This window comes from Palleronia pontilimi, assembly GCF_016412875.1.
In the GTDB taxonomy this organism is placed as follows: Bacteria; Pseudomonadota; Alphaproteobacteria; order Rhodobacterales; family Rhodobacteraceae; genus Palleronia; species Palleronia pontilimi.
In genome coordinates this window covers 124,726-144,042 of record NZ_JAEKPD010000010.1, presented here as the reverse complement: position 1 = coordinate 144,042, position 19,317 = coordinate 124,726, and the positions used below count along the sequence as shown (strand labels likewise).

19 protein-coding genes and 1 tRNA gene are annotated in these 19,317 nt (G+C 66.7%); 8 read left to right on the top strand and 12 right to left on the bottom strand.

Annotated elements, in window-relative coordinates:
* Positions 1 to 29 precede the first annotated feature (29 nt).
* Positions 30 to 1,646, bottom strand: a complete 1,617-nt coding sequence (gene cimA, locus ILP92_RS12190; RefSeq protein ID WP_198916669.1) for a citramalate synthase — start codon at positions 1,644 to 1,646, stop codon at positions 30 to 32.
* On the bottom strand, positions 1,639 to 3,111 hold the full coding sequence (gene cysS, locus ILP92_RS12185; protein WP_198916668.1) for a cysteine--tRNA ligase: 1,473 nt from the start codon (positions 3,109 to 3,111) through the stop codon (positions 1,639 to 1,641). Before cysS ends, cimA begins: the two co-directional genes overlap by 8 nt.
* A 173-nt stretch (positions 3,112 to 3,284) precedes the next feature.
* Here cysS and ILP92_RS12180 point away from each other — a divergent pair, with 173 nt between their 5' ends.
* Together ILP92_RS12180 and ILP92_RS12175 are read left to right on the top strand one after the other, a co-directional pair.
* The gene (locus tag ILP92_RS12180) at positions 3,285 to 3,971 is read left to right on the top strand and encodes an RraA family protein (protein ID WP_198916667.1); all 687 of its coding nucleotides are present in this window, start codon (positions 3,285 to 3,287) and stop codon (positions 3,969 to 3,971) included.
* Complete coding sequence (locus tag ILP92_RS12175) at positions 3,964 to 4,782, top strand: isocitrate lyase/PEP mutase family protein (RefSeq protein ID WP_198916666.1); 819 nt, start codon at positions 3,964 to 3,966, stop codon at positions 4,780 to 4,782. The genes ILP92_RS12180 and ILP92_RS12175 overlap by 8 nt, the downstream gene beginning before the upstream one ends.
* A 55-nt stretch (positions 4,783 to 4,837) precedes the next feature.
* Here the strand turns inward: ILP92_RS12175 and ILP92_RS12170 are convergent, their stop codons facing one another.
* From ILP92_RS12170 to ILP92_RS12160, 3 genes are all read right to left on the bottom strand, one after another.
* Complete coding sequence (locus tag ILP92_RS12170) at positions 4,838 to 5,464, bottom strand: outer membrane protein (RefSeq protein WP_198916665.1); 627 nt, start codon at positions 5,462 to 5,464, stop codon at positions 4,838 to 4,840.
* Positions 5,465 to 5,701: 237 nt separating this feature from the next.
* A complete protein-coding gene (locus ILP92_RS12165) occupies positions 5,702 to 7,510 on the bottom strand; it encodes an ABC-F family ATP-binding cassette domain-containing protein (RefSeq protein WP_198916664.1) in 1,809 nt (602 codons plus the stop codon).
* Positions 7,511 to 7,549: 39 nt separating this feature from the next.
* Positions 7,550 to 8,284 (bottom strand): GNAT family N-acetyltransferase, encoded by a 735-nt coding sequence (locus tag ILP92_RS12160; protein ID WP_198916663.1) that lies wholly within the window; start codon positions 8,282 to 8,284, stop codon positions 7,550 to 7,552.
* 128 nt (positions 8,285 to 8,412) lie between these two features.
* Here ILP92_RS12160 and msrB point away from each other — a divergent pair, with 128 nt between their 5' ends.
* A complete protein-coding gene (gene msrB, locus ILP92_RS12155) occupies positions 8,413 to 8,805 on the top strand; it encodes a peptide-methionine (R)-S-oxide reductase MsrB (protein ID WP_198916662.1) in 393 nt (130 codons plus the stop codon).
* 11 nt (positions 8,806 to 8,816) lie between these two features.
* On the opposite strand, the gene ILP92_RS12150 is transcribed toward msrB, so the two are convergent.
* Positions 8,817 to 9,263 carry an outer membrane protein assembly factor BamE gene (locus tag ILP92_RS12150; protein ID WP_198916661.1) on the bottom strand — a complete coding sequence of 149 codons (447 nt, stop codon included), beginning with the start codon at positions 9,261 to 9,263 and terminating at the stop codon, positions 8,817 to 8,819.
* A gap of 90 nt (positions 9,264 to 9,353) precedes the next feature.
* Here ILP92_RS12150 and ILP92_RS12145 point away from each other — a divergent pair, with 90 nt between their 5' ends.
* Entirely contained in the window at positions 9,354 to 9,896 is a 543-nt protein-coding gene (locus ILP92_RS12145; RefSeq protein WP_198916660.1) for a YceD family protein, read from the top strand.
* Positions 9,897 to 12,125 (top strand): xanthine dehydrogenase family protein molybdopterin-binding subunit, encoded by a 2,229-nt coding sequence (locus ILP92_RS12140; protein ID WP_198916659.1) that lies wholly within the window; start codon positions 9,897 to 9,899, stop codon positions 12,123 to 12,125.
* On the opposite strand, the gene ILP92_RS12135 is transcribed toward ILP92_RS12140, so the two are convergent.
* Positions 12,107 to 12,949 carry a metal ABC transporter substrate-binding protein gene (locus ILP92_RS12135; protein WP_198916658.1) on the bottom strand — a complete coding sequence of 281 codons (843 nt, stop codon included), beginning with the start codon at positions 12,947 to 12,949 and terminating at the stop codon, positions 12,107 to 12,109. The two genes, ILP92_RS12140 and ILP92_RS12135, sit on opposite strands and share 19 nt — an antisense overlap.
* A gap of 42 nt (positions 12,950 to 12,991) precedes the next feature.
* Here ILP92_RS12135 and ILP92_RS12130 point away from each other — a divergent pair, with 42 nt between their 5' ends.
* The 3 genes from ILP92_RS12130 to ILP92_RS12120 are packed head-to-tail and all read left to right on the top strand — an operon-like array spanning position 12,992 to position 14,981.
* Complete coding sequence (locus tag ILP92_RS12130) at positions 12,992 to 13,459, top strand: helix-turn-helix domain-containing protein (RefSeq protein ID WP_198916657.1); 468 nt, start codon at positions 12,992 to 12,994, stop codon at positions 13,457 to 13,459.
* Positions 13,456 to 14,196, top strand: a complete 741-nt coding sequence (locus ILP92_RS12125) for an ATP-binding cassette domain-containing protein (RefSeq protein ID WP_198916656.1) — start codon at positions 13,456 to 13,458, stop codon at positions 14,194 to 14,196. The genes ILP92_RS12130 and ILP92_RS12125 overlap by 4 nt, the downstream gene beginning before the upstream one ends.
* On the top strand, positions 14,196 to 14,981 hold the full coding sequence (locus ILP92_RS12120) for a metal ABC transporter permease (protein ID WP_198916748.1): 786 nt from the start codon (positions 14,196 to 14,198) through the stop codon (positions 14,979 to 14,981). The genes ILP92_RS12125 and ILP92_RS12120 overlap by 1 nt, the downstream gene beginning before the upstream one ends.
* Here ILP92_RS12120 and ILP92_RS12115 read toward each other — a convergent pair.
* From ILP92_RS12115 to lon, 5 genes are all read right to left on the bottom strand, one after another.
* Entirely contained in the window at positions 14,972 to 15,307 is a 336-nt protein-coding gene (locus ILP92_RS12115; protein WP_198916655.1) for a dihydroneopterin aldolase, read from the bottom strand. The two genes, ILP92_RS12120 and ILP92_RS12115, sit on opposite strands and share 10 nt — an antisense overlap.
* Complete coding sequence (locus ILP92_RS12110; protein WP_198916654.1) at positions 15,294 to 16,067, bottom strand: SDR family oxidoreductase; 774 nt, start codon at positions 16,065 to 16,067, stop codon at positions 15,294 to 15,296. Before ILP92_RS12110 ends, ILP92_RS12115 begins: the two co-directional genes overlap by 14 nt.
* Before the next feature lie 62 nt (positions 16,068 to 16,129).
* Positions 16,130 to 16,204 (bottom strand) — tRNA-Val (locus tag ILP92_RS12105).
* Between the two features lie 13 nt (positions 16,205 to 16,217).
* Positions 16,218 to 16,625 carry an HU family DNA-binding protein gene (locus ILP92_RS12100; protein WP_235971369.1) on the bottom strand — a complete coding sequence of 136 codons (408 nt, stop codon included), beginning with the start codon at positions 16,623 to 16,625 and terminating at the stop codon, positions 16,218 to 16,220.
* 219 nt (positions 16,626 to 16,844) lie between these two features.
* Positions 16,845 to 19,247 carry an endopeptidase La gene (lon, locus tag ILP92_RS12095; RefSeq protein WP_198916653.1) on the bottom strand — a complete coding sequence of 801 codons (2,403 nt, stop codon included), beginning with the start codon at positions 19,245 to 19,247 and terminating at the stop codon, positions 16,845 to 16,847.
* Positions 19,248 to 19,317 lie beyond the last annotated feature (70 nt).

The window sequence follows — 19,317 nt, the reverse complement described above, 5'->3', positions numbered from 1 at the left end:
CACGATTTCCTTGAGGAAATCGGGGCCGTTCAAATCGCATCGGCATCCCGCGTCAACTTCCAGTTCACCGCGTCCAGAAGCGCCTCGAAACTCGCATCCACGATGTTGGGCGACACGCCCACCGTGGACCACCGCCGCCCCTCGCTGTCCTCGCTGTCGATGATGACGCGGGTCACGGCCTCGGTCCCGCCTTGGGTGATCCGCACCTTGAAATCCACCAGCCGCATGTCGTCGATGGCGTCCTGGTAGGGCCCGAGATCCTTGGCGAGCGCCTTCGACAGCGCGTTCACCGGCCCCCGGTCGCTGCCGGTCTCATCCATCGATTCGCTGACCGAAAGCTTCTTCTCGTCGCCGATCTTCACGACCACCACCGCTTCCGACAGTGAAATCATCCGGTCGTACTTGTTCTTGCGCCGCTCGACCGTGACCCGGTAGCGCTTCACCTCGAAGAACTCCGGCACCAGCCTGAGCTCGCGCCGCGCCAGCATCTCGAAGCTCGCCTGCGCGGTGTCGTAGCTGTAGCCCTCGGCCTCGCGCGCCTTGATCTGTTCCAGGATCCGCGCCAGCGCCGGATCGCCCTTCTTGACCGTCAGCCCCATGGCCTTCAACCGCGCCCGCAGATTGGACTGGCCCGCCTGGTTCGACATGGGCACGATGCGCGCATTGCCCACCGCGCCCGGGTCCACGTGCTCGTAGGTCGTGGGATCCTTGGCGATGGCGCTGGCGTGAAGCCCCGCCTTGTGGGCAAAAGCCGACGCGCCGACGTAAGGCGCGCTGGGGCGCGGCACCCGGTTCAGGATATCGTCCAGCGTGCGGCTGATGCGGGTCAGGCTTTTCAACCCATCCTGCGTCACGCCGGTTCGGAACTGGCTGGCGTAGGGTTCTTTCAGCAGCAGCGTCGGGATCAGGGTGATGAGGTTTGCATTGCCGCACCGCTCGCCCAGCCCGTTCAGCGTGCCCTGCACCTGCCGCGCGCCCGCGTCGATGGCGGCCAGCGCACCCGCCTCTGCCATGCCCATGTCGTTGTGGGTGTGGATGCCCAGCCGATCCCCCGGGATGCCCGCGTCGATCACCGCACGCGTCACCGCGCCGATCTGCCCGGGCAGCGTGCCGCCATTGGTGTCGCACATGACGACCCAGCGCGCGCCCGCGTCGATGGCCGCGCGCAGGCAGTCCAGCGCGTAGTCCGGGTCCGAGGCGTAGCCGTCGAAGAAATGCTCGGCGTCGAACAGCGCCTCGCGACCTTGAGCCGCCAGATGCGCCACCGACGCGCGGATGTTCTCGACGTTCTCGTCGCGCGTGATGCCCAGTGCCTTGCGGACGTGAAAGTCATGGGTCTTGCCGACGATGCAGACCGACGGCGTACGGGCATTCAGGACGGCTGCCAGCACGTCGTCGTTCTGGGCCGAGCGCCCGGCCCGCTTGGTCATCCCGAACGCGGTCATGGTGGCGCGCGTCTTCGGCGCCGCCTCGAAGAAGGCGTTGTCGGTGGGATTGGCCCCGGGCCAGCCTCCCTCGATATGGTCGACGCCCAGCTCATCGAGCATGGCCGCGATGCGCATCTTGTCGGCGGTCGAGAACTGCACCCCCTGCGTCTGCTGCCCGTCGCGCAGGGTGGTGTCATAGAGGTAGAGGCGGTCAACCATCGACGCCCCATTTCCGACCTAATCTACGAGCTTCCTTAGTAAGCCAACGGCTCTGACCGGAGACATCTCCTTTGCCCGAAAGTCGTGCAAGCTCACCCGGTTTCCCGACAAAAGCCCGCGCAGGTTCATCGCCTTGTTTTAGACCGTCGATTACTTGAAGCCCAATTTGATCAAGATCATCTCGAATTGCGTCCGCACGCTCAAAATCCTTCTTCTCACGCAGCGCAAGGCGGAGCTTTAAAAGTTCATCGATAAGGCGGGTCGCCTCATTCTCAAATTCACGACCGATGAGCCACTCGCCCATGTCATCCTTCAAGAGACCGAGAAGCGCCGCGCTCGCCCTGAGTACTCCAGGGTCAATCTTCGCTTCGTCCACGCCTTTAGAAATTTCGTGAAGCAACGTAATCGCACCCACTGAGTTAAGGTCGTCCTTCAAGCAAGCGAGTAAACGCTCATCCTCAACGCCGGTTGAGCCGCCGCTCGAAAGCTCACGCCATCGCCGAAGGGTCCTTTCCGCCTCGCGCACGCGCTCCTCCGTCCAGTCCATCGGCTTGCGGTAATGCGTGGACAGCATCACGAAGCGGATCACCTCGCCCGGAACACCTTTGTCCAGCAAATCCCGCACCGTGAAGAAATTGCCCAACGACTTGGACATCTTCTTGCCCTCGACCTGCAGCATCTCGTTGTGCAGCCAGACCTGCGCCATCTGCGCGCCACCATGGGCGCAGGCCGATTGCGCGATCTCGTTCTCGTGGTGCGGAAACATCAGGTCGTTGCCGCCGCCGTGGATGTCGAAGCTGTCGCCCAGCAGTTCTGCGGCCATGGCCGAGCACTCGATATGCCAGCCCGGCCGCCCGTTGCCCCAGGGCGAGTCCCAGCCCGGCTGCCCATCGGAAGACGGCTTCCACAGCACGAAATCCATCGGGTCTTCCTTGTAGGGCGCGACCTCAACCCGCGCGCCCGCTCGCATGTCGTCCACCGACCGACCCGACAGGGCGCCGTACTTCTCGTAGGACCGCACGCGGAACAGCACGTGGCCCTCGGCGGCATAGGCATGGCCCTTGGCGATCAGGTCCTCGATCATCGCCACCATCTGCGCAATATATTCGGTCGCGCGCGGCATATGGGTCGGTTCCAGGTTGCCGATGGCCGCCATGTCCTCCAGGTACCACTGCGTCGTCTCGGCGGTGATGTCGCCGATGGAGCGCCCCGTCTCGGCCGCCCGCGCGTTGATCTTGTCGTCCACGTCGGTGATGTTGCGCACGTAGGTCACGTGGTCCGCCCCGTAGACATGCCGCAACAGCCGATAAAGCACGTCGAACACGATGGCGGGCCGCGCGTTGCCCAGGTGCGCGCGGTCATAGACCGTCGGCCCGCAGACATACATCCGCACGTTGCCGGGATCGAGCGGTGTGAAATCTTCCTTGCGGCGCGTCGCGCTATTGGTCAGGCGGATCTGTGTCATGGCCGCCTCTTGGCAAGTCCCGCGCGTCCGCGCAAGCCCCCCGCTCGGCCCCTCGCCTGCTTCATCTTTCCCGAAATACCTCGGGGGTGTGGGGGCTGGCCCCCACGCGTGGCGCAGCGTTGCAACCCGAACCCGCCCCGCGCAAGCTGGCGACAGCGCAACCGGAGGCACAGATGATCGAAGAACCCGTCAAGCTGATCGTGATGACCGATCGCCCGCGACCGACCGCGGCCCAGATCGCCGCCTTCCAGGACACGCCCACGGGGTTCGTCGTGGACGCCATGTTCGGGCGCGGCGCGCTGGACCGCCGCATCGCGCCCGTGGGCGGGCACCGGCACCGGGTGGCGGGACCGGCGCTCACGGCCGAAAACCAGCCCGCCGATCTGCTGGCGACGCTGGCCGCGCTCCATTTCCTGCAACCCGGCGACGTGCTGATCGGCGGCGCACAGGGCTGGCAGGGATGTGCGGCGGCCGGTGATCGGGTCTGCGGCATGGCCCGCAACGGCGGCGCGGCGGGCTTCGTCACCGACGGGCCGGTGCGGGACCTTGCCGGGATAGAAGAAGTCGGCCTGCCCTGCTGGGCCACCGGGCTGACGCCTGCCTCGCCCTTCACGACCGGGCCGGGCACGGTCGGCGGCGCGCTGCAATTCGGCGGATTGCAGGTCGCGACCGGCGACATGATCGTGGCCGACAGCGATGGCGTCGTGGTCGTGCCCATCGCCCGGATCGACGCCGTCATCGCGCGGCTCGACCAGGTGCGCGCGCTGGAGCAGGCGCTGGATGCAGAGGTGCGCGAAGGGATGCGGGTGCCACCGGCAATCCTGGACATGCTGCACAGCGAGGCGACCCGCCATGACTGATCCAGGCGAAACCTTTCGCGCCCTGCACCGGCCGGGCGATCCCTTCATCCTGGCCAATGCTTGGGATGCGGGCTCGGCGCGGATGCTGGCCGCCATAGGTGCGCAGGCGCTGGCCACGTCCTCGGCCGCGCATGCCTTCACGCTGGGCCTGCCCGACGGCAGCGTGACCCGCGACCAGGCACTGGCCCACGCGCAGGACCTGGTCGCTGCCACGTCCCTTCCGGTACAGGGCGATTTCGAGGATGGCTGGGGGGAAGATCCCGACACCGTGGCCGAAACCGTGCGCCTGTCCGCCGAGATCGGACTGGCAGGCATCTGCATCGAGGATGTGCCGGGGCCGGGCGGCGACAGCTATTCCCGCGATCTCGCGATCCAGCGAATCGTGGCGGGCGCCGCGGCGGCCCGCGCCCTGCCCCGCGATTTCGTCTTCTGCGCCCGCGCCGATGGCGTGATGACCGGGGCCTATGACCTGGACGAGGCTGTGGCGCGCCTCCGGGCTTTCGACGAGTCAGGCGCAGACGTGCTCTACGTGCCCATGCCGGGCGACCTGGCAGCCCTTGGCCGCGTTGTCGCGGCGACACGCAAGCCGGTGAACGCCCTGGCGGCCGGGCCGCTGGCGTCACACAGGCTGGACGAGTTTGCAAAGATCGGTGTCGCGCGCGTCTCGCTGGGCTCGGCGCTGGCGCGCGTGACCCACGGAGCGATCGCGCGGTGCGCGCACGCGATGTTTTCGGACGGCGATTTTACGGATCTGACCACCGCCATGCCCGGCGCGGATGTCGAGGCGCTTCTGCGGGCGGGCGGCGCATGAAAAAGGGGCGGACGCTTGCGCATCCGCCCCGGATTTTCAGATCCGATGGTTCGGATCAGAACTTGTAGGCAACGCGCGCCTGCAGGGTCGTCGCGTCAACGTCGATACCCGTGTCGTCGAAATCGTCGAACTGGTGGTACAGAACTTCCGCACCGGCGACGATGTTGTCGGTCACAAGGTAGTCGACGCCCAGGCCGACCAGCCAGCCCGTGTCGCTGAAGTCGTCGCCAAGCACTTCGGCAGAGGCGTATGCGGCACCGGCAACACCGTAGATCAGCGCCGAGCCGGCCTTGAAGCCGCCGCGCAGCTTCAGGCGGTGCACTTCGTCGATCGAACCGACGTCGTCGTCCAGATCGAAGTTGGCTGCGTTCAGGTCCAGTTCGGCACCCACGACCGCGTTGCCGAGATCGTAGTTGTAACCGGCGAACACGCCACCGATGGCGCCGTCGAAGTCGATGTCGGCGCTTTCGTCCACGGCGGTGGTGTCCTCGTCGTCCTCAACCTCGGCACTGCCCGTGCCGTAGCCCAGCGACAGACCGGCATAGCCACCGGTCCAGTTCGGCGTGGCGGCCGGCAGCGGGGCCAGCGGGACCGGCGCCGGCGCCGGCGCGATATCCATGCCGCCAGCGAAGGCGGTCGAACCGGCCAGAATGGCAACAGTCGTAATTCCAAAAATTTTCATGTCATGCTCCATAGTCATGTATGATTTCCACGTCGCGATCTTCGCCGCGCCGTTGTCCCTTAATGAGGGCACAAGCAGTCCATCAGCAAGCGAAGTTCGCCGCAATGAAACACTTCTCGGCGCATGATTGCATTAGTGCAATAGGTTATCGGCGTGAATTCGCCGATCGCGCCCCCAAGTTAAATGAATGATTGAGCAATTATGCAACCCCCAAATCTGCGGAAGGTGCAATCCGGCCTATTCGACCCGCGCTTCCAGGTCGAGCCACTCGTCTTCGGCTTTGCCCAGCGCCGCCTGGCGCGCGACAAGCGCCTCGGTCGCCTTGCGGAATTTCACCGGTTCGCGGGTGAAAAGCTCGGGATCGCCCAGCAGCGTCTCGAGCTTGTCGATCTCCGCCTCGAGCCGCGATATGACTTCGGGCAGTTCCTTCAGCCGATGCCGATCGGTGAAACTCAGGCTGGGCGTGGGTGTCGGCGCGCCGGACGACTTCGAATCGGGCACCTGCTTCGCGCCGCGCGGTTCGGTCACGTCGGCCGCGGCGGGCTTTTGATTCTGGTAATCGCTCCAGCCGCCTGCGTAGATCGTGGCGCGTCCCTGCCCTTCGAACGCCACCGTCTGCGTCGCCACCCGGTCCAGGAAATCGCGGTCGTGGCTGACCAGAAGCACGGTGCCATCGTATTCGCCCAGCAGGTCCTGCAGCAGATCCAGCGTTTCAATATCCAGGTCGTTCGTCGGCTCGTCCAGCACCAGCAGGTTGGACGGCTTGGCAAGGATGCGCGCCAGCAGAAGCCGCGCCTTTTCGCCCCCCGACAGCGATTTGACCGGCGCGCGGGCCTGCGCTTCGGAAAACAGGAAATCCTTCAGATAACCGACCACGTGCCGCGGCTGGCCGCGCACCATGATCTGATCGGCGGCGCCGCCGACCCGCATCTCTGGCGTGCCGGTCAGGCTGTCCCACAGCGTCATTTCCGGATCGAGCTGCGCGCGCGCCTGGTCGAAGACGGCGACTTCCAGGTTCGTCCCCTGGATGACGGTGCCGGTATCGGGCTGAAGCTCGCCCGTCAGCATCTTCAGAAGCGTGGTCTTGCCGACGCCGTTCGGCCCGACGAAGGCCACCCGGTCGCCGCGCTGGATGCGGATGTCGAGCGGCTGCAGGATCACCGTGTCGCCGTAGGATTTCGAAATGCCCTTCGCTTCGATCACCCGCTTGCCGGATGTCGGTCCGCCCGCCACTTCCATGGCCGCGGTGCCCTGGCGGCGGATCATGTCGGCGCGCTGCTCGCGCAAGTCCTGCAGCGCGCGGACCCGCCCCTGGTTGCGCTTGCGCCGGGCACTGATGCCTTCCACGGCCCACCGCGCCTCGGCCTTGATCTTGCGATCCAGCTTGTGACGCTGGGTGTCTTCCTCGGCCCAGGTGGCATCGCGCCATTCCTCGAAAGCGCCGAAGCCCTTTTCCTGGCGGCGCACCTGGCCCCGATCGATCCAGAGGGTCGCGCGTGTCAGCGCCCGCAGGAAGGCCCGGTCGTGGCTGATCAGCACGAAGCCCGCCCGCGTCTGCTTCAGCTGATCCTCGAGCCAGGCGATGGCTTGGATATCCAGGTGATTCGTCGGCTCGTCCAGCAGCATCAGTTCGGGCGCTTCGGCCAGCAGCTTGGCCAGCGCCGCGCGCCGCCGCTCGCCACCCGACGCCGTCGCCGGATCGCCGTCGGGATCGAATTTCAGCCCCTCGGCCACCATGTCGACCTTGTAGCTCTCGGCCTCGTCCAGCTCGGACGCCGCGAAATCGCCCAGCGTGGCGAACCCTTCCATGGACGGGTCCTGCTCCATGTAGCCGACGGTGGTGCCCGGCGGCAGGATCACGTCGCCCCGGTCCGGCTCGACCAGGCCCGCCATGACCTTCATCAGCGTCGATTTGCCCGACCCGTTGCGGCCCACCAGCGCCACCCGGTCGCCCGGTTGAATCACCAGGCTCAGCTCGTCGAAGACCGGATCGCCGCCGAAGGTCAGCGAGATATCGTTGAGTTGAAGAAGGGGTGCGCGCGCCATGGGCGGCACGTATGCGCGCGCGCGCCAAAGGTCAACGCGTCAGCGCGCGGTCTCGGCGCCCGCGATGGCGCGCAGCAGGCGTGCGCGCGCGGGCGGGATGGCGGCGATCTCGACGCCGGTAAAGACGTGCATGGTGCCCATGGTCCGGTCGATCACGGCGTGATCGCTGACCCAGCCGCCCATGCCCAGGTAGGTGCGCAGCAAGGGCGGCATCGCGGCCATCGCGCGCGCGGGCGCAACGGGTCCGGGTGTCAGCGGGACGGTCATCGCGGCCTTGCGGCGCGGTCTCCAGCGCGGCGGCGCCAGGTGCCGCGCGGCCAGATGCGCGAACGCGACGGCATGGGCCGCGGCATCGGTGTCGGGAAACGACGCACAGCCGAAGAGCAGCGCGATATCCTGCGCGTCCACCAGGCGCGTGAGCGCACCCCAGGCCAGGCGCACAAGATCGGGATCCTGCGATTCGGGATCCAGACAGAACCGCCCGATTTCGAGCATCGCGCCGGGATAGCTTTCGAGCGCGTCCAGATCGTAGAACTGCGCGGAATAGGATCGGGCGACGCCACGTCCATCGGCCATGGCGAAGATGCGGAACGATCCGCGCAGGACGCCCGTCGCGGAATCCTCGATCAGCACGTGCTGGCAGTGCGCGTCGAAGCGGTCTCCGCCAGCGCGGTCCGTGGGAAAGACCCGCGCGCGAAGGGCATGGGACGCCGCCAGATCCTTCTGCCCGTCCGCCGCGCGCGCCCGAAGCGCGCCGCGTTCCAGAATGATCATCGCCCCAACATCCTTCACAACGCCGCAACCCCCTTGGATGGGGACGCCATGTGTCTATCTAACTACACGACCGCGTTGCGCCACAAGAAACGATGGCGCGATGACGCAACAGACCAGAAGGAAAGCCCATGGAAAAGATCGAGAAATCAGACGCCGAATGGCGCGAGCAACTCAGCCCCGAAGCCTATGCCGTCACCCGTCAGCACGGGACCGAGCGCGCGGGCACGCACGAGGATTTTCCCGACGGGCCCGGCACCTACAATTGCGTCTGCTGCGGGCTGCCGGTCTTCGACCAGGCGCACAAGTTCGACAGCGGCACGGGCTGGCCGTCCTTCTACAAGCCCGCCGATGACGAAAACGTCGAAACAAGCGAGGACCGAAAGTTCTTCATGAAGCGCACCGAAGTCCATTGTGCCCGATGCGAGGCACATCTGGGCCATGTCTTCCCCGACGGCCCCGAGCCCACCGGTCTGCGCTACTGCATCAACGGCGTCGCGCTGGATTTCGACCGGAAGGACTAGCGCGGGACCGCCTATTCCAGGAAATCGGCCGCGTTGAAGTTGCCGAGGTTGCCGAAGAGCTGCTGCAGGAAGCCGATGCCTTGCACGTTCTCATCGGTCACGCGCCGCGACAGGGCCACGACTCGGCCCTGTTCGAGTCCGAACCGCTCGACATTGCTGACGGTGCCCGCATCGCTGAACGACACGGCCACGACCTCGCGGTCGATTTCTTCGGCGGGGCGGATCCCCGAAAGGCGGAAGCGGCTTTGCACGTAATACCAGCCATCCTCGTCCAGCACGCCCAGCGCCGTCGGCCGTCCGATCGCCTCGGTCACGTCGGCGCGGGTGGACACGCCCACGTTCAGCGCGGCCAGGTCTTCGTCCGGCGGCACGTAGCCGTGGTTGCGATACACCGACGAGCAGGCGGCCAGCCCCAGGATCGCCACCGCCAGCGCGATGCGCCGAAAAGCTGCCGTCATATTTCTGTCCGCCCTCTTGTCTTGCCGTCTTCGCTCGGCCTAACACCTGCTACAGCAAAGCGGACCCCCACATCAAGAATGGAGACGCGCATGTCGTCCAAAGCCACGTCCGAGCGTCTGCGCCTTGGTGCGATCGACCGCTCACGGCCCTACAGTTTCGATCTGGTCCCCGACGCGACAGTCCGCGCAGCACTGGCCGACGAGCTTGATCTGAGCGCCCTGCGCAAGCTGCGCTTCACCGGGCAGCTGATCCCCGAAGGCCGTGCCGACTGGCGGCTCGAGGCCACGCTGGGCGCCACCATGGTGCAGCCCTGCGGCATAACGCTCGAGCCGGTGACGACGCGCGTGGATGATCCCGTGACGCGCGCCTATCAGGCCGATCTGCAGGTGGCCGATCTGCCCGCCGAGCAGGAAATGCCCGAAGACGACAGCATCGAGCCGCTGCCCGACACGCTGGACCTGGCGGCTGTGATGGCCGAGGCGCTGCTGCTGGCTGTGCCGCCCTTTCCGCGCGCGCCCGGTGCCGAGATCGGCCAGGTCAGCGTGACCGAGCCTGGCCGCACGGCGATGAGCGACGACGACGCCAGGCCCTTCGCGGGACTGCGCGATGCCCTGAAGGGATCGGACGACTAGATGGGCCGTGCCGCCCGCATCGCCCGCCGCACCTTCTTGATCGGCAGCGCCGCCGTCGCGGGCGGCGTGGCTTTCGGCACCTACCTGGTGGTGCGCGACCCGAAGAACCCCTTGCTCGACTTCGTGTCCGAGCGCGAGGCGGCGATCACGCCCTACGTCATCCTGGACGCCACAGGCGTCACGCTCGTCACCCCCCGCGCCGAGCTGGGACAGGGCGCGACCAGCCTGCAGGCGGCACTTCTGGCCGAAGAGATGGACCTGGACTGGCAGTCCATCCGCACCGTGCCCGGCCCCCCCAGCCCGGCCTATTACAACGCCGTGGTGGCGGGCGAAGGTCTGCCGATCGCGGCCACCGACGACGGCTACCTTGCGCGCACCGGGCGCGCGGCGGGCGGTGCCCTGGCCAAGGTGCTGGGCCTGCAGATCACCGGCGGGTCATCCACCGTGCCCGACGCCTTCGACAAGCTGCGCGCCGCGGGCGCGGTGGCGCGCGAAGTGATCGTCTCGGCCGCCGCCGCCGAGACCGGCCTCGACCGCGACACCCTGCACACCGAGGCGGGCCACGTGGTCCTGCCCGACGGCACCCGACTGCCCTATGGCGCGTTGGCGCTTGCCGCCGCCCGTATCCCGGTCCCCGACGAGGTCGCCCTGCGCGACCCGTCGGAGTGGCGCCTTCTCGGGACCGAGTTCACAGGTCTCGAGACGCGCGCCAAGTCCACCGGCCAGGCCCGCTTCGGGATAGATTTCGACCTGCCGGGGATGCTTTACGCGGCAATCCGCCAGCCGCCGGTGCAGGGCAGCATCGCCACAAAGATCGACGACAGCGCCGCGCGGGCCGTCCGCGGCGTCGAGGACGTGGTGCGTCTGACAAGCGGCATCGCCGTCATCGCGACCTCGACCTATCCCGCGATGAAGGCCGCCAAGGCGCTGCGGATCATCTGGTCCGATGTCGCGGGCGAGGACAGCAGCCGAACCTTCGGCCGCCTGGCCGCCGCCATCACCGCCGACGCCCGCGACAGTCGCTTTCGCGACGACGGCACCCTTCCCGACCGCGCCGCCGATATGGCGCAGACCTATACCGTGCCCTATCTGGCCCACGCGCCGCTCGAGCCGATGAGCGCCACCGCGCAATTCGCCGACGGCGTCTTGCGGATCTGGACCTCGACCCAGGTGCCGCTGTTCCTGCGCGACAAGGCCGCCGATCTTGTGGGCGTGGCAAAAGACGCGGTCGAGGTCACCGTGCTGCCCGGCGGCGGCTCGTTCGGCCGCCGGTTGGAACTGGACTACGCCCTGCAGGCCGCCGAGTTGGCGACACGGACCCAAGGCCGCCCCGTCAAGCTGACCTGGACCCGCGAAGAGGACATGACCCACGATTTCCCGCGCCCCGCCGCCCTGGCGGAAGCGCGCGGCTGGGTCGCGGATGGCCGCGTGCAGGCGCTGGACCTTGCCATCGCCGCGCCCTCCACCGCGGCGTCACAGATGGGTCGGCTTGGCTTTCCCTCGGCGGGTCCGGACGTCGCCATCGTCGCGGGGGCGTGGGACCAGCCCTTCGCCCCGCCCGCGATCCGCGTGACGGGCTACCGCGCGCCCGAGGCGGTGGGCGTCAGCTCGTGGCGCTCGGTGGGCGCATCGGCCAACGTCTTTTTCCACGAAAGCGCGCTGGACGAGCTGATCCACGCGGCGGGCGCCGATCCTCTGGCCGAGCGCCTGCGCCTCTGCACCCACGCGCCGTCGATCCGCGTTCTGGAAGAGGTGGGCGCGCTCAGCGACTGGGGCAGCTCCCTGCCCGACGGCCATGGCCGGGGCGTCGCGTTCTGCCTATCCTTCGGCGTGTCGGTGGCCGAGGTGGTCGAAGTCGCGACCACGGCGCGGGGCATCAAGCTGATCCGCGCCTTCGCGGTCGCCGAACTGGGCCGCGTGCTCGACCCGGTCAATTGCGAAAACCAGATGCAGGGCGGTCTGGCCTGGGGTCTCGGGCACGCCATGTTCGCCAAGCTGACCTACAAGGACGGCGTGCCGCAGCAGACCAATTTCGACAGCTACCGCGCGCTGCGCATGCCGCAATGCCCCGACTTGGTCGTCAGGGCGCTGGAGACCACCGACCGGATCCGAGGCATCGGCGAGCCCACGGTGCCCCCCGCGGCCCCTGCCCTGGCCAACGCGATTTTCGCCGCGACGGGTCAGCGCATCCGCGCGCTGCCCCTAGCCGATCACATCGCCTTCGCCTGACAATCGGCCAAAGCGTCCGCGAAGCCGGTAAAGATCGACACGTAGCGCGCCAGACCGTCCAACGTCGGGTCGCCTTGCGGATCGGCGGTGACCACGGGCAGGTCGAAATCCGCGCTCAGCGCCTCGGCCTGCGACATGGGGTCGCCGGGCGCGGCAAGAATGCAATCCACCTCGCCCGCCGCGATCCGGTCGCGCAGCGCGCTCAGATGTTGCGCGCCAGGCGCGCTGGCGTGGCTGTCGCTGATGGCGGGATAGCGCGGTAATTCCAGATGGGCGAGCAGCCGCGACCAGCTGTCATGGGCCAGCAAAAGCCGCGGCGGATCGGACAAACCGCTCCGCACCGAGTCCAGCGCCCGCTCGACTTGCGCGGAATAGGTGCCGGCATCGTGCGGCGCGGAATGTCCCAGTGCGCGCCCGATGGCCCCTATCCACGGCGCCACGTGATCCGCATCGAGCCACAGGTGCGGGTCCTCGTCGCCATGCCCGTGATCCGCCTCTTCCGCGTCTTCCGTATGGGCATGTGCCGCGCCCACCACGTCGGCCAGGTTCACCGTTGGCACGCCCGCTTCCGCGATCGCCCGCTCAAGCGCGGGACTCAGGCCGCTGCCCAGGTGCACGATCAGGTCGGCCTCGGCCAAAGCCCGCGCCTGCGAGGGGCGCAAGGACAGCCCGTGCGGGTCCGATTGTCCCTCGGCCAGAACGGTTACGGGGCGATCCTGGACGACCGCGCCCACCAGGGCACCGACAATGGGCAGGTCGACGACGATGCCCTCGGCCCGCGCGGCACCGGTCAGCATCAGGAAAAACAGGATAGCTCTGAACATGGCGGACTTGCTACCCGCAATGTTATATCATATCAACCGCAAATGTCCTGTGACCCCTTCCATCGCCACGACCACGCCGCCTGCCACGACCGCACGCTAGCCGCGGTCGATGCGCTATGCGCCGAACGTGGCCTGCAGTTCACGCCAACACGACGCGAAGTGCTGGACCTTCTTCTGCGTGCACCGAAGGCGCTGGGGGCATATGACATCCTCGCGCAGCTGGCGGGCGATGGCGCGAAGGCGCCGCCCGTCGCCTATCGCGCGTTAGACTTCCTGGTGTCGAACGGCTTCGCCCACCGGTTGGAGAAGCTGAACGCCTATGTCGCCTGCGCGCATCCGGGCGACGCGCACCTGCCCGCCTTCCTGATCTGTCGCGCCTGCGACCGGGTAGCCGAGGCCGACGCGCCCCGCCCGCTCAACAAGGCCGCGCGCGAGCAGGGTTTCACCATCGAAGGCGTGGTGATGGAAGCCGTCGGGCTGTGTCCGGCCTGCGCGGACGCCGCTGAATGACCCTTGTGACGCTGGACCAGGTGCACGTGCTGCAAGGCGCGCGGCAAGTGCTCGATCACGTGTCGCTGGAATTGCGGCGCGGCGAAATCGTCACCGTGGTTGGTCCCAACGGCTCGGGCAAGACCACGCTGATGCGCACGATCCTGGGGGCGCTGGCCCCGGTCAGCGGCCGCGTCACCCGCCACCCGGACCTGCGCATCGGATACGTGCCGCAGCGTTTGAGCATCGACGCGACCCTGCCCATGAACGTCGCGCGCTTCCTGTCCCTGCCCCGCAGGCAATCGCCGCAGACTGTCGCAGCGGCGCTGGCCGATGCCGACCTGTCGGGTATGCAGGATCGCCCGGTCGCGACCCTGTCGGGCGGTCAGCTGCAGCGCCTGCTGCTGGCGCGCGCGCTGCTCGACGCGCCGGATCTGCTGATCCTGGATGAACCCACGACGGGCCTGGACCAGCCTGGCGCCGCGGCCTTCTATCGCCGGATCGAAGCCATCCGCGACACGCGCGGCTGTGCCGTCCTGATGGTCAGTCACGATCTGCACGTGGTCATGGCGGCATCGGATCGCGTGATCTGCCTGAATGGCCATATCTGTTGCCACGGCGCCCCCGAAACGGTCGCCTCGGCCCCCGAGTACCGCGCACTGTTCGGCAGCGGGACGCAAGGTGCGCTGGCGCTCTACAAGCACGAACATTCCCACACCCATCACGACCACGACCACGACCACGGATCGCATCGGTGATCTGGGACGATTTCCTGCTGCGCGCGGGGCTGGCAGGTCTGGGCGTGGTCCTGGCCGCGGCGCCCTTGGGCTGCTTCACCGTGTGGCGGCGGATGGCCTATTTCGGCGACGCCACGTCGCATGGAGCGATCCTGGGCGTGGCCCTGGCCCTGGTCGCGGGGCTTCCGGTGACACCGGTGGTGATCCTGACGGCGCTTGCGCTGTCGCTGGTGATGCTGCGGCTGGTGTCCCGGGGCCAAAGCGCCGACACCGCGCTGGGGGTCCTGTCGCACGGAGCCTTGGCGGTGGGGCTGGTGGCAGTGTCGTTCCTGCCATCTTTGCGCGTCGATCTCGAATCGCTTCTGTTCGGCGACATACTGTCGGTGCGCCCCGCGGACCTGCTGGTCATTTGGGGCGGCGCGCTGGTGGTGGTTGCGACCCTTGCGTGGCGCTGGCAGCGGCTGCTGACGGCAACGCTCGATGCCGACATGGCGCGCGCGGCGGGGATCGACCCGGTGCGCGAGTCGCTTTGGCTGACGCTGGGCCTTGCCCTGACCGTCGCGCTGGCGCTGAAGGTGGTCGGCGCGCTGCTGATCGCCGCGATGCTCGTGCTGCCCCCCGCCGCCGCACGCCCCCTGGCGAACACGCCCGAGCGGATGGTGCTTTGGACTGCTGTGCTGGGCGCGCTGGCGGTTTTGGGCGGGCTGGCCGCGTCGCTGCATCTCGACACGCCCGCGGGGCCCAGCATCGTCAGCTGCGCCGCGCTGATCTTCGTCGTGACGCGGACGGTCGCGCGTCAGCCCTGAAACACGATGCCGACGGCCTTGCAATCGCCATAGACGTCGGGTTTTTTCGAATGCACCCGCGCGTGGCGCACCGTGTCGAAGCCCGAGATGAAGCCGTGGATCGCGCTGGTCAGCTCTTCCTGGGTGGCGACGCGCTCGCCGTTGAAGCTGCGGATATGATCGGCCACCGCGTCGTAGTCGAAATACAGATCGCCATCGACGGCATCCACTTCGATATCGATCTCGGCGCTGACCAATACCCGTTGCATGGCGTCCTTCTCGAACTGGTGGATGCCCAGATACATATTGATCTCAAGCTCTTCCAGGACGACCTTAAAGCTCTTCATCAATCCGCCCCTCCTTGACCAGGAAAGCCACGTCGCGCGGCAGCGCCAGCAGCGTCTGACCGCCATCCAGCGCCGTGACCTGCCCGTTCTGGCCCTTTTCATCCCACATGAACTGAACGCAGTCCGCGATGTCTTCGGGAAAGACCCTGCGGCCCAGCGGATTGATCCGCGCGGACTTTTCGAAATTCTCCTGGCTCTGCTTGCCCGAGATCAACGTCACCGACGGCGCGATCCCGCAGACCCGCGGTCGGCCGTCGAATCGCAGCGCCATCATGTGCGTCGCGGACAGAAGGGCGGCCTTGCTGATCGTGTAGCTGAAGAAATCGGGGTTCAGCGCGAACAGCTTGTTGTCGAGCATGTTGACGATCAGCCGGTCGCCATCGCCGCCCTGCGCCGCCATCCGCTCGGACAGGTAGATCGGGGCCTTCAGGTTGACGGCCAGGTGATCGTCGAACGTCGCGTCGTCCAGCCCGAAGATGTCGTCGTTGTTGAAGGTCGACGCGTTGTTCAGCAGCAGATCCACCGGCCCGAACGCCGCGACCGCTCCGTCGAAGGTCGCATCTATGCCCGTGCGCCGGGCCAGGTCGCCCTGGACGATGGCGCAGCACGGCCGCGTGGCGTTCAGCTCATCGGCCAGCGCCTGCGCCGCGTCCGCCGAGCTGCGGTAATTCACGGTGACCTGCCAGCCGCGCGCCGCGAAATGGCGTGCCACCGCCGCCCCCATGCGTTTCGCGCCCCCGGTGATCAGAAGATGCGGCATCGCGCCCCCTTACGAAAACGGGCACCGCAATGGGTGCCCGTCGGCCGCCTGAGCGGCGAAAATGGTGGGTGATAAGAGATTTGAACTCCTGACATCTTCGATGTGAACGAAGCGCTCTACCACTGAGCTAATCACCCGTTGACGCGGTGTTTAGCTGTCCGCTTCGGGGTCTGCAAGACCTTCGGTTTCCTCAAGGGCCTGGGACGAGCGGCGCAGCTTCAGCGTCAGCGCCTGGCCGTTGGGCAGATCCTTGCGACGCTGCACGCGGAGCTTGCCGAAGGGTTGCAGGTTCAGCTGCTCGCCATCGCTGAGCGCCTGGCCCATGACCGCCAGCGTCGCCTCGATCACGGGCTTGGCGTCCTTCTTCTTGACGTCCGGGAGCTGGGCGATCACGCGCTCGATCACGTCCTTCTTCTTCACCTCGGGACCGGCCGCGACCTTTTCGGCGGGCTTCACCAGTGCAGGGGGCGGCGCGGCCGGGATCGGCGCAAGCTCGGGCTTGGGCGGCGCGCCGGGCGCAGGGGTCTTCGGCATCGGGCTGCTTGTCTTCTTGGCCATGCGGGCTGCCTTTTCATCCATGAGCGTACCGGACGGACCGGTATCCCTATTTTTCCCGCAAATGCCGCCCGTGAACAGGGCCAGATGCCCAAACAAGCGATTTTTGTCGCGAGCAAGGTCCGAAGGAGGTCCTCGCACAGGACGCCGACCGGATCTCCGGAACAAAAAAAGGCGCAGCCCTCTCAGGCTGCGCCCCGTTACTTCATCCGAGCCGCTCGATCAGTGCGTGACCGTCTGGGCCGGGTCCTGTCCACCGCCCATCCGCGCCTTCGCGTCGGCGGCTTCCTGGTCGGCCTCGTCCCAGCTGACGGATTCGGGCGCCTTGACCAGGGCGTGCTCCAGCACTTCCGACACGTGCGTGACCGGGATGATCTTCAGACCCTCCTTCACGTTGTCGGGGATCTCGGCCAGGTCCTTTTCGTTCTCTTTCGGGATCAGCACCGTCTTGATGCCCCCCCTCAGAGCCGCCAGAAGCTTCTCCTTCAGCCCGCCGATGGCCGACGCATTGCCGCGCAGCGTGACCTCGCCCGTCATGGCGATGTCCTTGCGCACCGGGATCTGGGTCAGCACCGACACGATCGCGGTGACCATCGCCAGACCGGCGGACGGACCGTCCTTGGGCGTCGCGCCGTCTGGCACGTGGACGTGGATGTCCAACGTGTCGAACTTCGGCGGCTTCACCCCGATCTTCGGGCTGATCGAGCGCACGTAGCTCGACGCGGCGTCGATGCTTTCCTTCATCACGTCGCCCAGCTTGCCGGTGGTCTTCATCCGACCCTTGCCCGGCAGGCGCAGCGCCTCGATCGACAGCAACTCGCCGCCGACGCTGGTATAGGCCAGCCCGGTGACGACGCCGATCTGGTCTTCTTCCTCGGCTAGGCCGTAGCGATGCTTCGGCACGCCCAGGAAATCCTGCAGATTGTCCGTGGTCACCACGACCTTTTCGGTCTCTTTGCGCACGATCATGGTCACGGCCTTGCGCGCCAGCTTGGCCAGCTCACGCTCAAGGCTCCGCACGCCCGCTTCGCGGGTATAGGTGCGGATGATGGCGGTCAGCGCATCGTCGGCAACCTCGAACTCGCCCTTCTTCAAGCCGTGGTTCTTGGTGACCTTGTCCAGCAGGTGACGCTTGGCGATCTGCGACTTCTCGTCCTCGGTGTAGCCCGAAAGCGGGATGATCTCCATGCGGTCCAGAAGCGGGCCCGGCATGTTGTACGAGTTCGCCGTGGTCAGGAACATCACGTTCGACAGGTCGTATTCCACCTCGAGATAGTGATCCACGAAGCTCGAATTCTGCTCTGGGTCGAGCACTTCCAGCATCGCCGACGCCGGGTCGCCCCGGAAATCCTGGCCCATCTTGTCGATCTCGTCGAGCAGGATCAGCGGGTTCGTCGTCTTCGCCTTCTTCAGCGCCTGGATGATCTTGCCGGGCATCGAGCCGATATAGGTCCGGCGGTGGCCGCGGATCTCGGATTCGTCGCGCACGCCGCCCAGGCTGATGCGGATGAATTCACGCCCGGTGGCCTTGGCGACCGATTTGCCCAGCGACGTCTTGCCCACACCCGGAGGGCCGACAAGGCACATGATCGGGCCTTTCAGCTTCTTGCTGCGCTGCTGCACCGCCAGGTATTCGACGATCCGTTCCTTCACCTTCTCAAGGCTGTAGTGATCGTCGTCCAGGATCTTCTGGGCACGATCGAGATCCTTCTTCACGCGGCTCTTGGTGCCCCACGGGATCGACAGCATCCAGTCCAGGTAGTTGCGCACGACCGTGGCCTCGGCGCTCATGGGCGACATGTTCTTGAGCTTCTTCAGCTCGGCCTCGGCCTTCTCGCGCGCTTCCTTCGACAGCTTGGTCTCGGCGACCCGCGCTTCCAGCTCGGCCAATTCGCCCGAACCTTCGTCGCCATCGCCCAGCTCCTTCTGGATCGCCTTCATCTGCTCGTTCAGATAATACTCGCGCTGGGTGTGCTCCATCTGGCTTTTGACGCGGGTCTTGATCTTCTTCTCGACCTGCAGGACGGACATTTCGCCCTGCATCATGCCATAGACCTTCTCGAGCCGTTCGCCCACGTCGAGCGTTTCCAGCAAGCCTTGCTTCTGTTCCACCTCGACGCCCAGGTGACCGGCCACGAGGTCGGCCAGCTTCGCGGGCTCGCGGGTCTCGCCCACGGCCGACAGCGCCTCTTCGGGGATGTTCTTCTTGACCTTCGAGTACCGCTCGAACTCTTCGCCGACGGACCGCAGCAGGGCTTCCACGACCTGCGGGTCGCCGGGAGATTCTTCCAGCTCGATGGCGTTCGCTTCGAAGAAGCTGTCGTTGGGGATGTAGTTTTCGATCTTCACGCGGGTGCGGCCCTCAACCAGCACCTTCACGGTGCCGTCGGGCAGCTTGAGAAGCTGCAGCACGTTGGCCAACACGCCGACGCGATAGATGCCGTCCTCGTCCGGATCATCCGCGCTGGGATCGATCTGGCTGGCCAGCAGGATCTGCTTGTCGTCCGCCATGACGTCTTCCAGCGCGCGGACGGATTTCTCGCGGCCCACGAAAAGCGGCACGATCATGTGGGGGAAGACCACGATATCGCGCAGGGGCAGCACGGGATAGGAGTGCTCGGTCATTTACTTTTCCTTTTTGGCAAGGATGTCCGATCCCACTTGGCGGCGATCCTGAGACATCCTCCGGTCTGGG

What these genes read in the sequence shown, in the direction of transcription:
- cimA (WP_198916669.1), bottom strand. Translation starts at nt 1,646, where the DNA reads ATGGTTGACCGCCTCTACCTCTATGACACCACCCTGCGCGACGGGCAG.
- ILP92_RS12130 (WP_198916657.1), top strand. Translation starts at nt 12,992, where the DNA reads ATGTCCTGTGACCCCTTCCATCGCCACGACCACGCCGCCTGCCACGAC.
- lon (WP_198916653.1), bottom strand. Translation starts at nt 19,247, where the DNA reads ATGACCGAGCACTCCTATCCCGTGCTGCCCCTGCGCGATATCGTGGTC.
- ILP92_RS12140 (WP_198916659.1), top strand. Translation starts at nt 9,897, where the DNA reads ATGGGCCGTGCCGCCCGCATCGCCCGCCGCACCTTCTTGATCGGCAGC.
- ILP92_RS12135 (WP_198916658.1), bottom strand. Translation starts at nt 12,949, where the DNA reads ATGTTCAGAGCTATCCTGTTTTTCCTGATGCTGACCGGTGCCGCGCGG.
- ILP92_RS12170 (WP_198916665.1), bottom strand. Translation starts at nt 5,464, where the DNA reads ATGAAAATTTTTGGAATTACGACTGTTGCCATTCTGGCCGGTTCGACC.
- ILP92_RS12175 (WP_198916666.1), top strand. Translation starts at nt 3,964, where the DNA reads ATGACTGATCCAGGCGAAACCTTTCGCGCCCTGCACCGGCCGGGCGAT.
- ILP92_RS12100 (WP_235971369.1), bottom strand. Translation starts at nt 16,625, where the DNA reads ATGGCCAAGAAGACAAGCAGCCCGATGCCGAAGACCCCTGCGCCCGGC.
- msrB (WP_198916662.1), top strand. Translation starts at nt 8,413, where the DNA reads ATGGAAAAGATCGAGAAATCAGACGCCGAATGGCGCGAGCAACTCAGC.
- ILP92_RS12110 (WP_198916654.1), bottom strand. Translation starts at nt 16,067, where the DNA reads ATGCCGCATCTTCTGATCACCGGGGGCGCGAAACGCATGGGGGCGGCG.
- ILP92_RS12160 (WP_198916663.1), bottom strand. Translation starts at nt 8,284, where the DNA reads ATGATCATTCTGGAACGCGGCGCGCTTCGGGCGCGCGCGGCGGACGGG.
- ILP92_RS12150 (WP_198916661.1), bottom strand. Translation starts at nt 9,263, where the DNA reads ATGACGGCAGCTTTTCGGCGCATCGCGCTGGCGGTGGCGATCCTGGGG.
- ILP92_RS12125 (WP_198916656.1), top strand. Translation starts at nt 13,456, where the DNA reads ATGACCCTTGTGACGCTGGACCAGGTGCACGTGCTGCAAGGCGCGCGG.
- ILP92_RS12145 (WP_198916660.1), top strand. Translation starts at nt 9,354, where the DNA reads ATGTCGTCCAAAGCCACGTCCGAGCGTCTGCGCCTTGGTGCGATCGAC.
- ILP92_RS12115 (WP_198916655.1), bottom strand. Translation starts at nt 15,307, where the DNA reads ATGAAGAGCTTTAAGGTCGTCCTGGAAGAGCTTGAGATCAATATGTAT.
- cysS (WP_198916668.1), bottom strand. Translation starts at nt 3,111, where the DNA reads ATGACACAGATCCGCCTGACCAATAGCGCGACGCGCCGCAAGGAAGAT.
- ILP92_RS12165 (WP_198916664.1), bottom strand. Translation starts at nt 7,510, where the DNA reads ATGGCGCGCGCACCCCTTCTTCAACTCAACGATATCTCGCTGACCTTC.
- ILP92_RS12180 (WP_198916667.1), top strand. Translation starts at nt 3,285, where the DNA reads ATGATCGAAGAACCCGTCAAGCTGATCGTGATGACCGATCGCCCGCGA.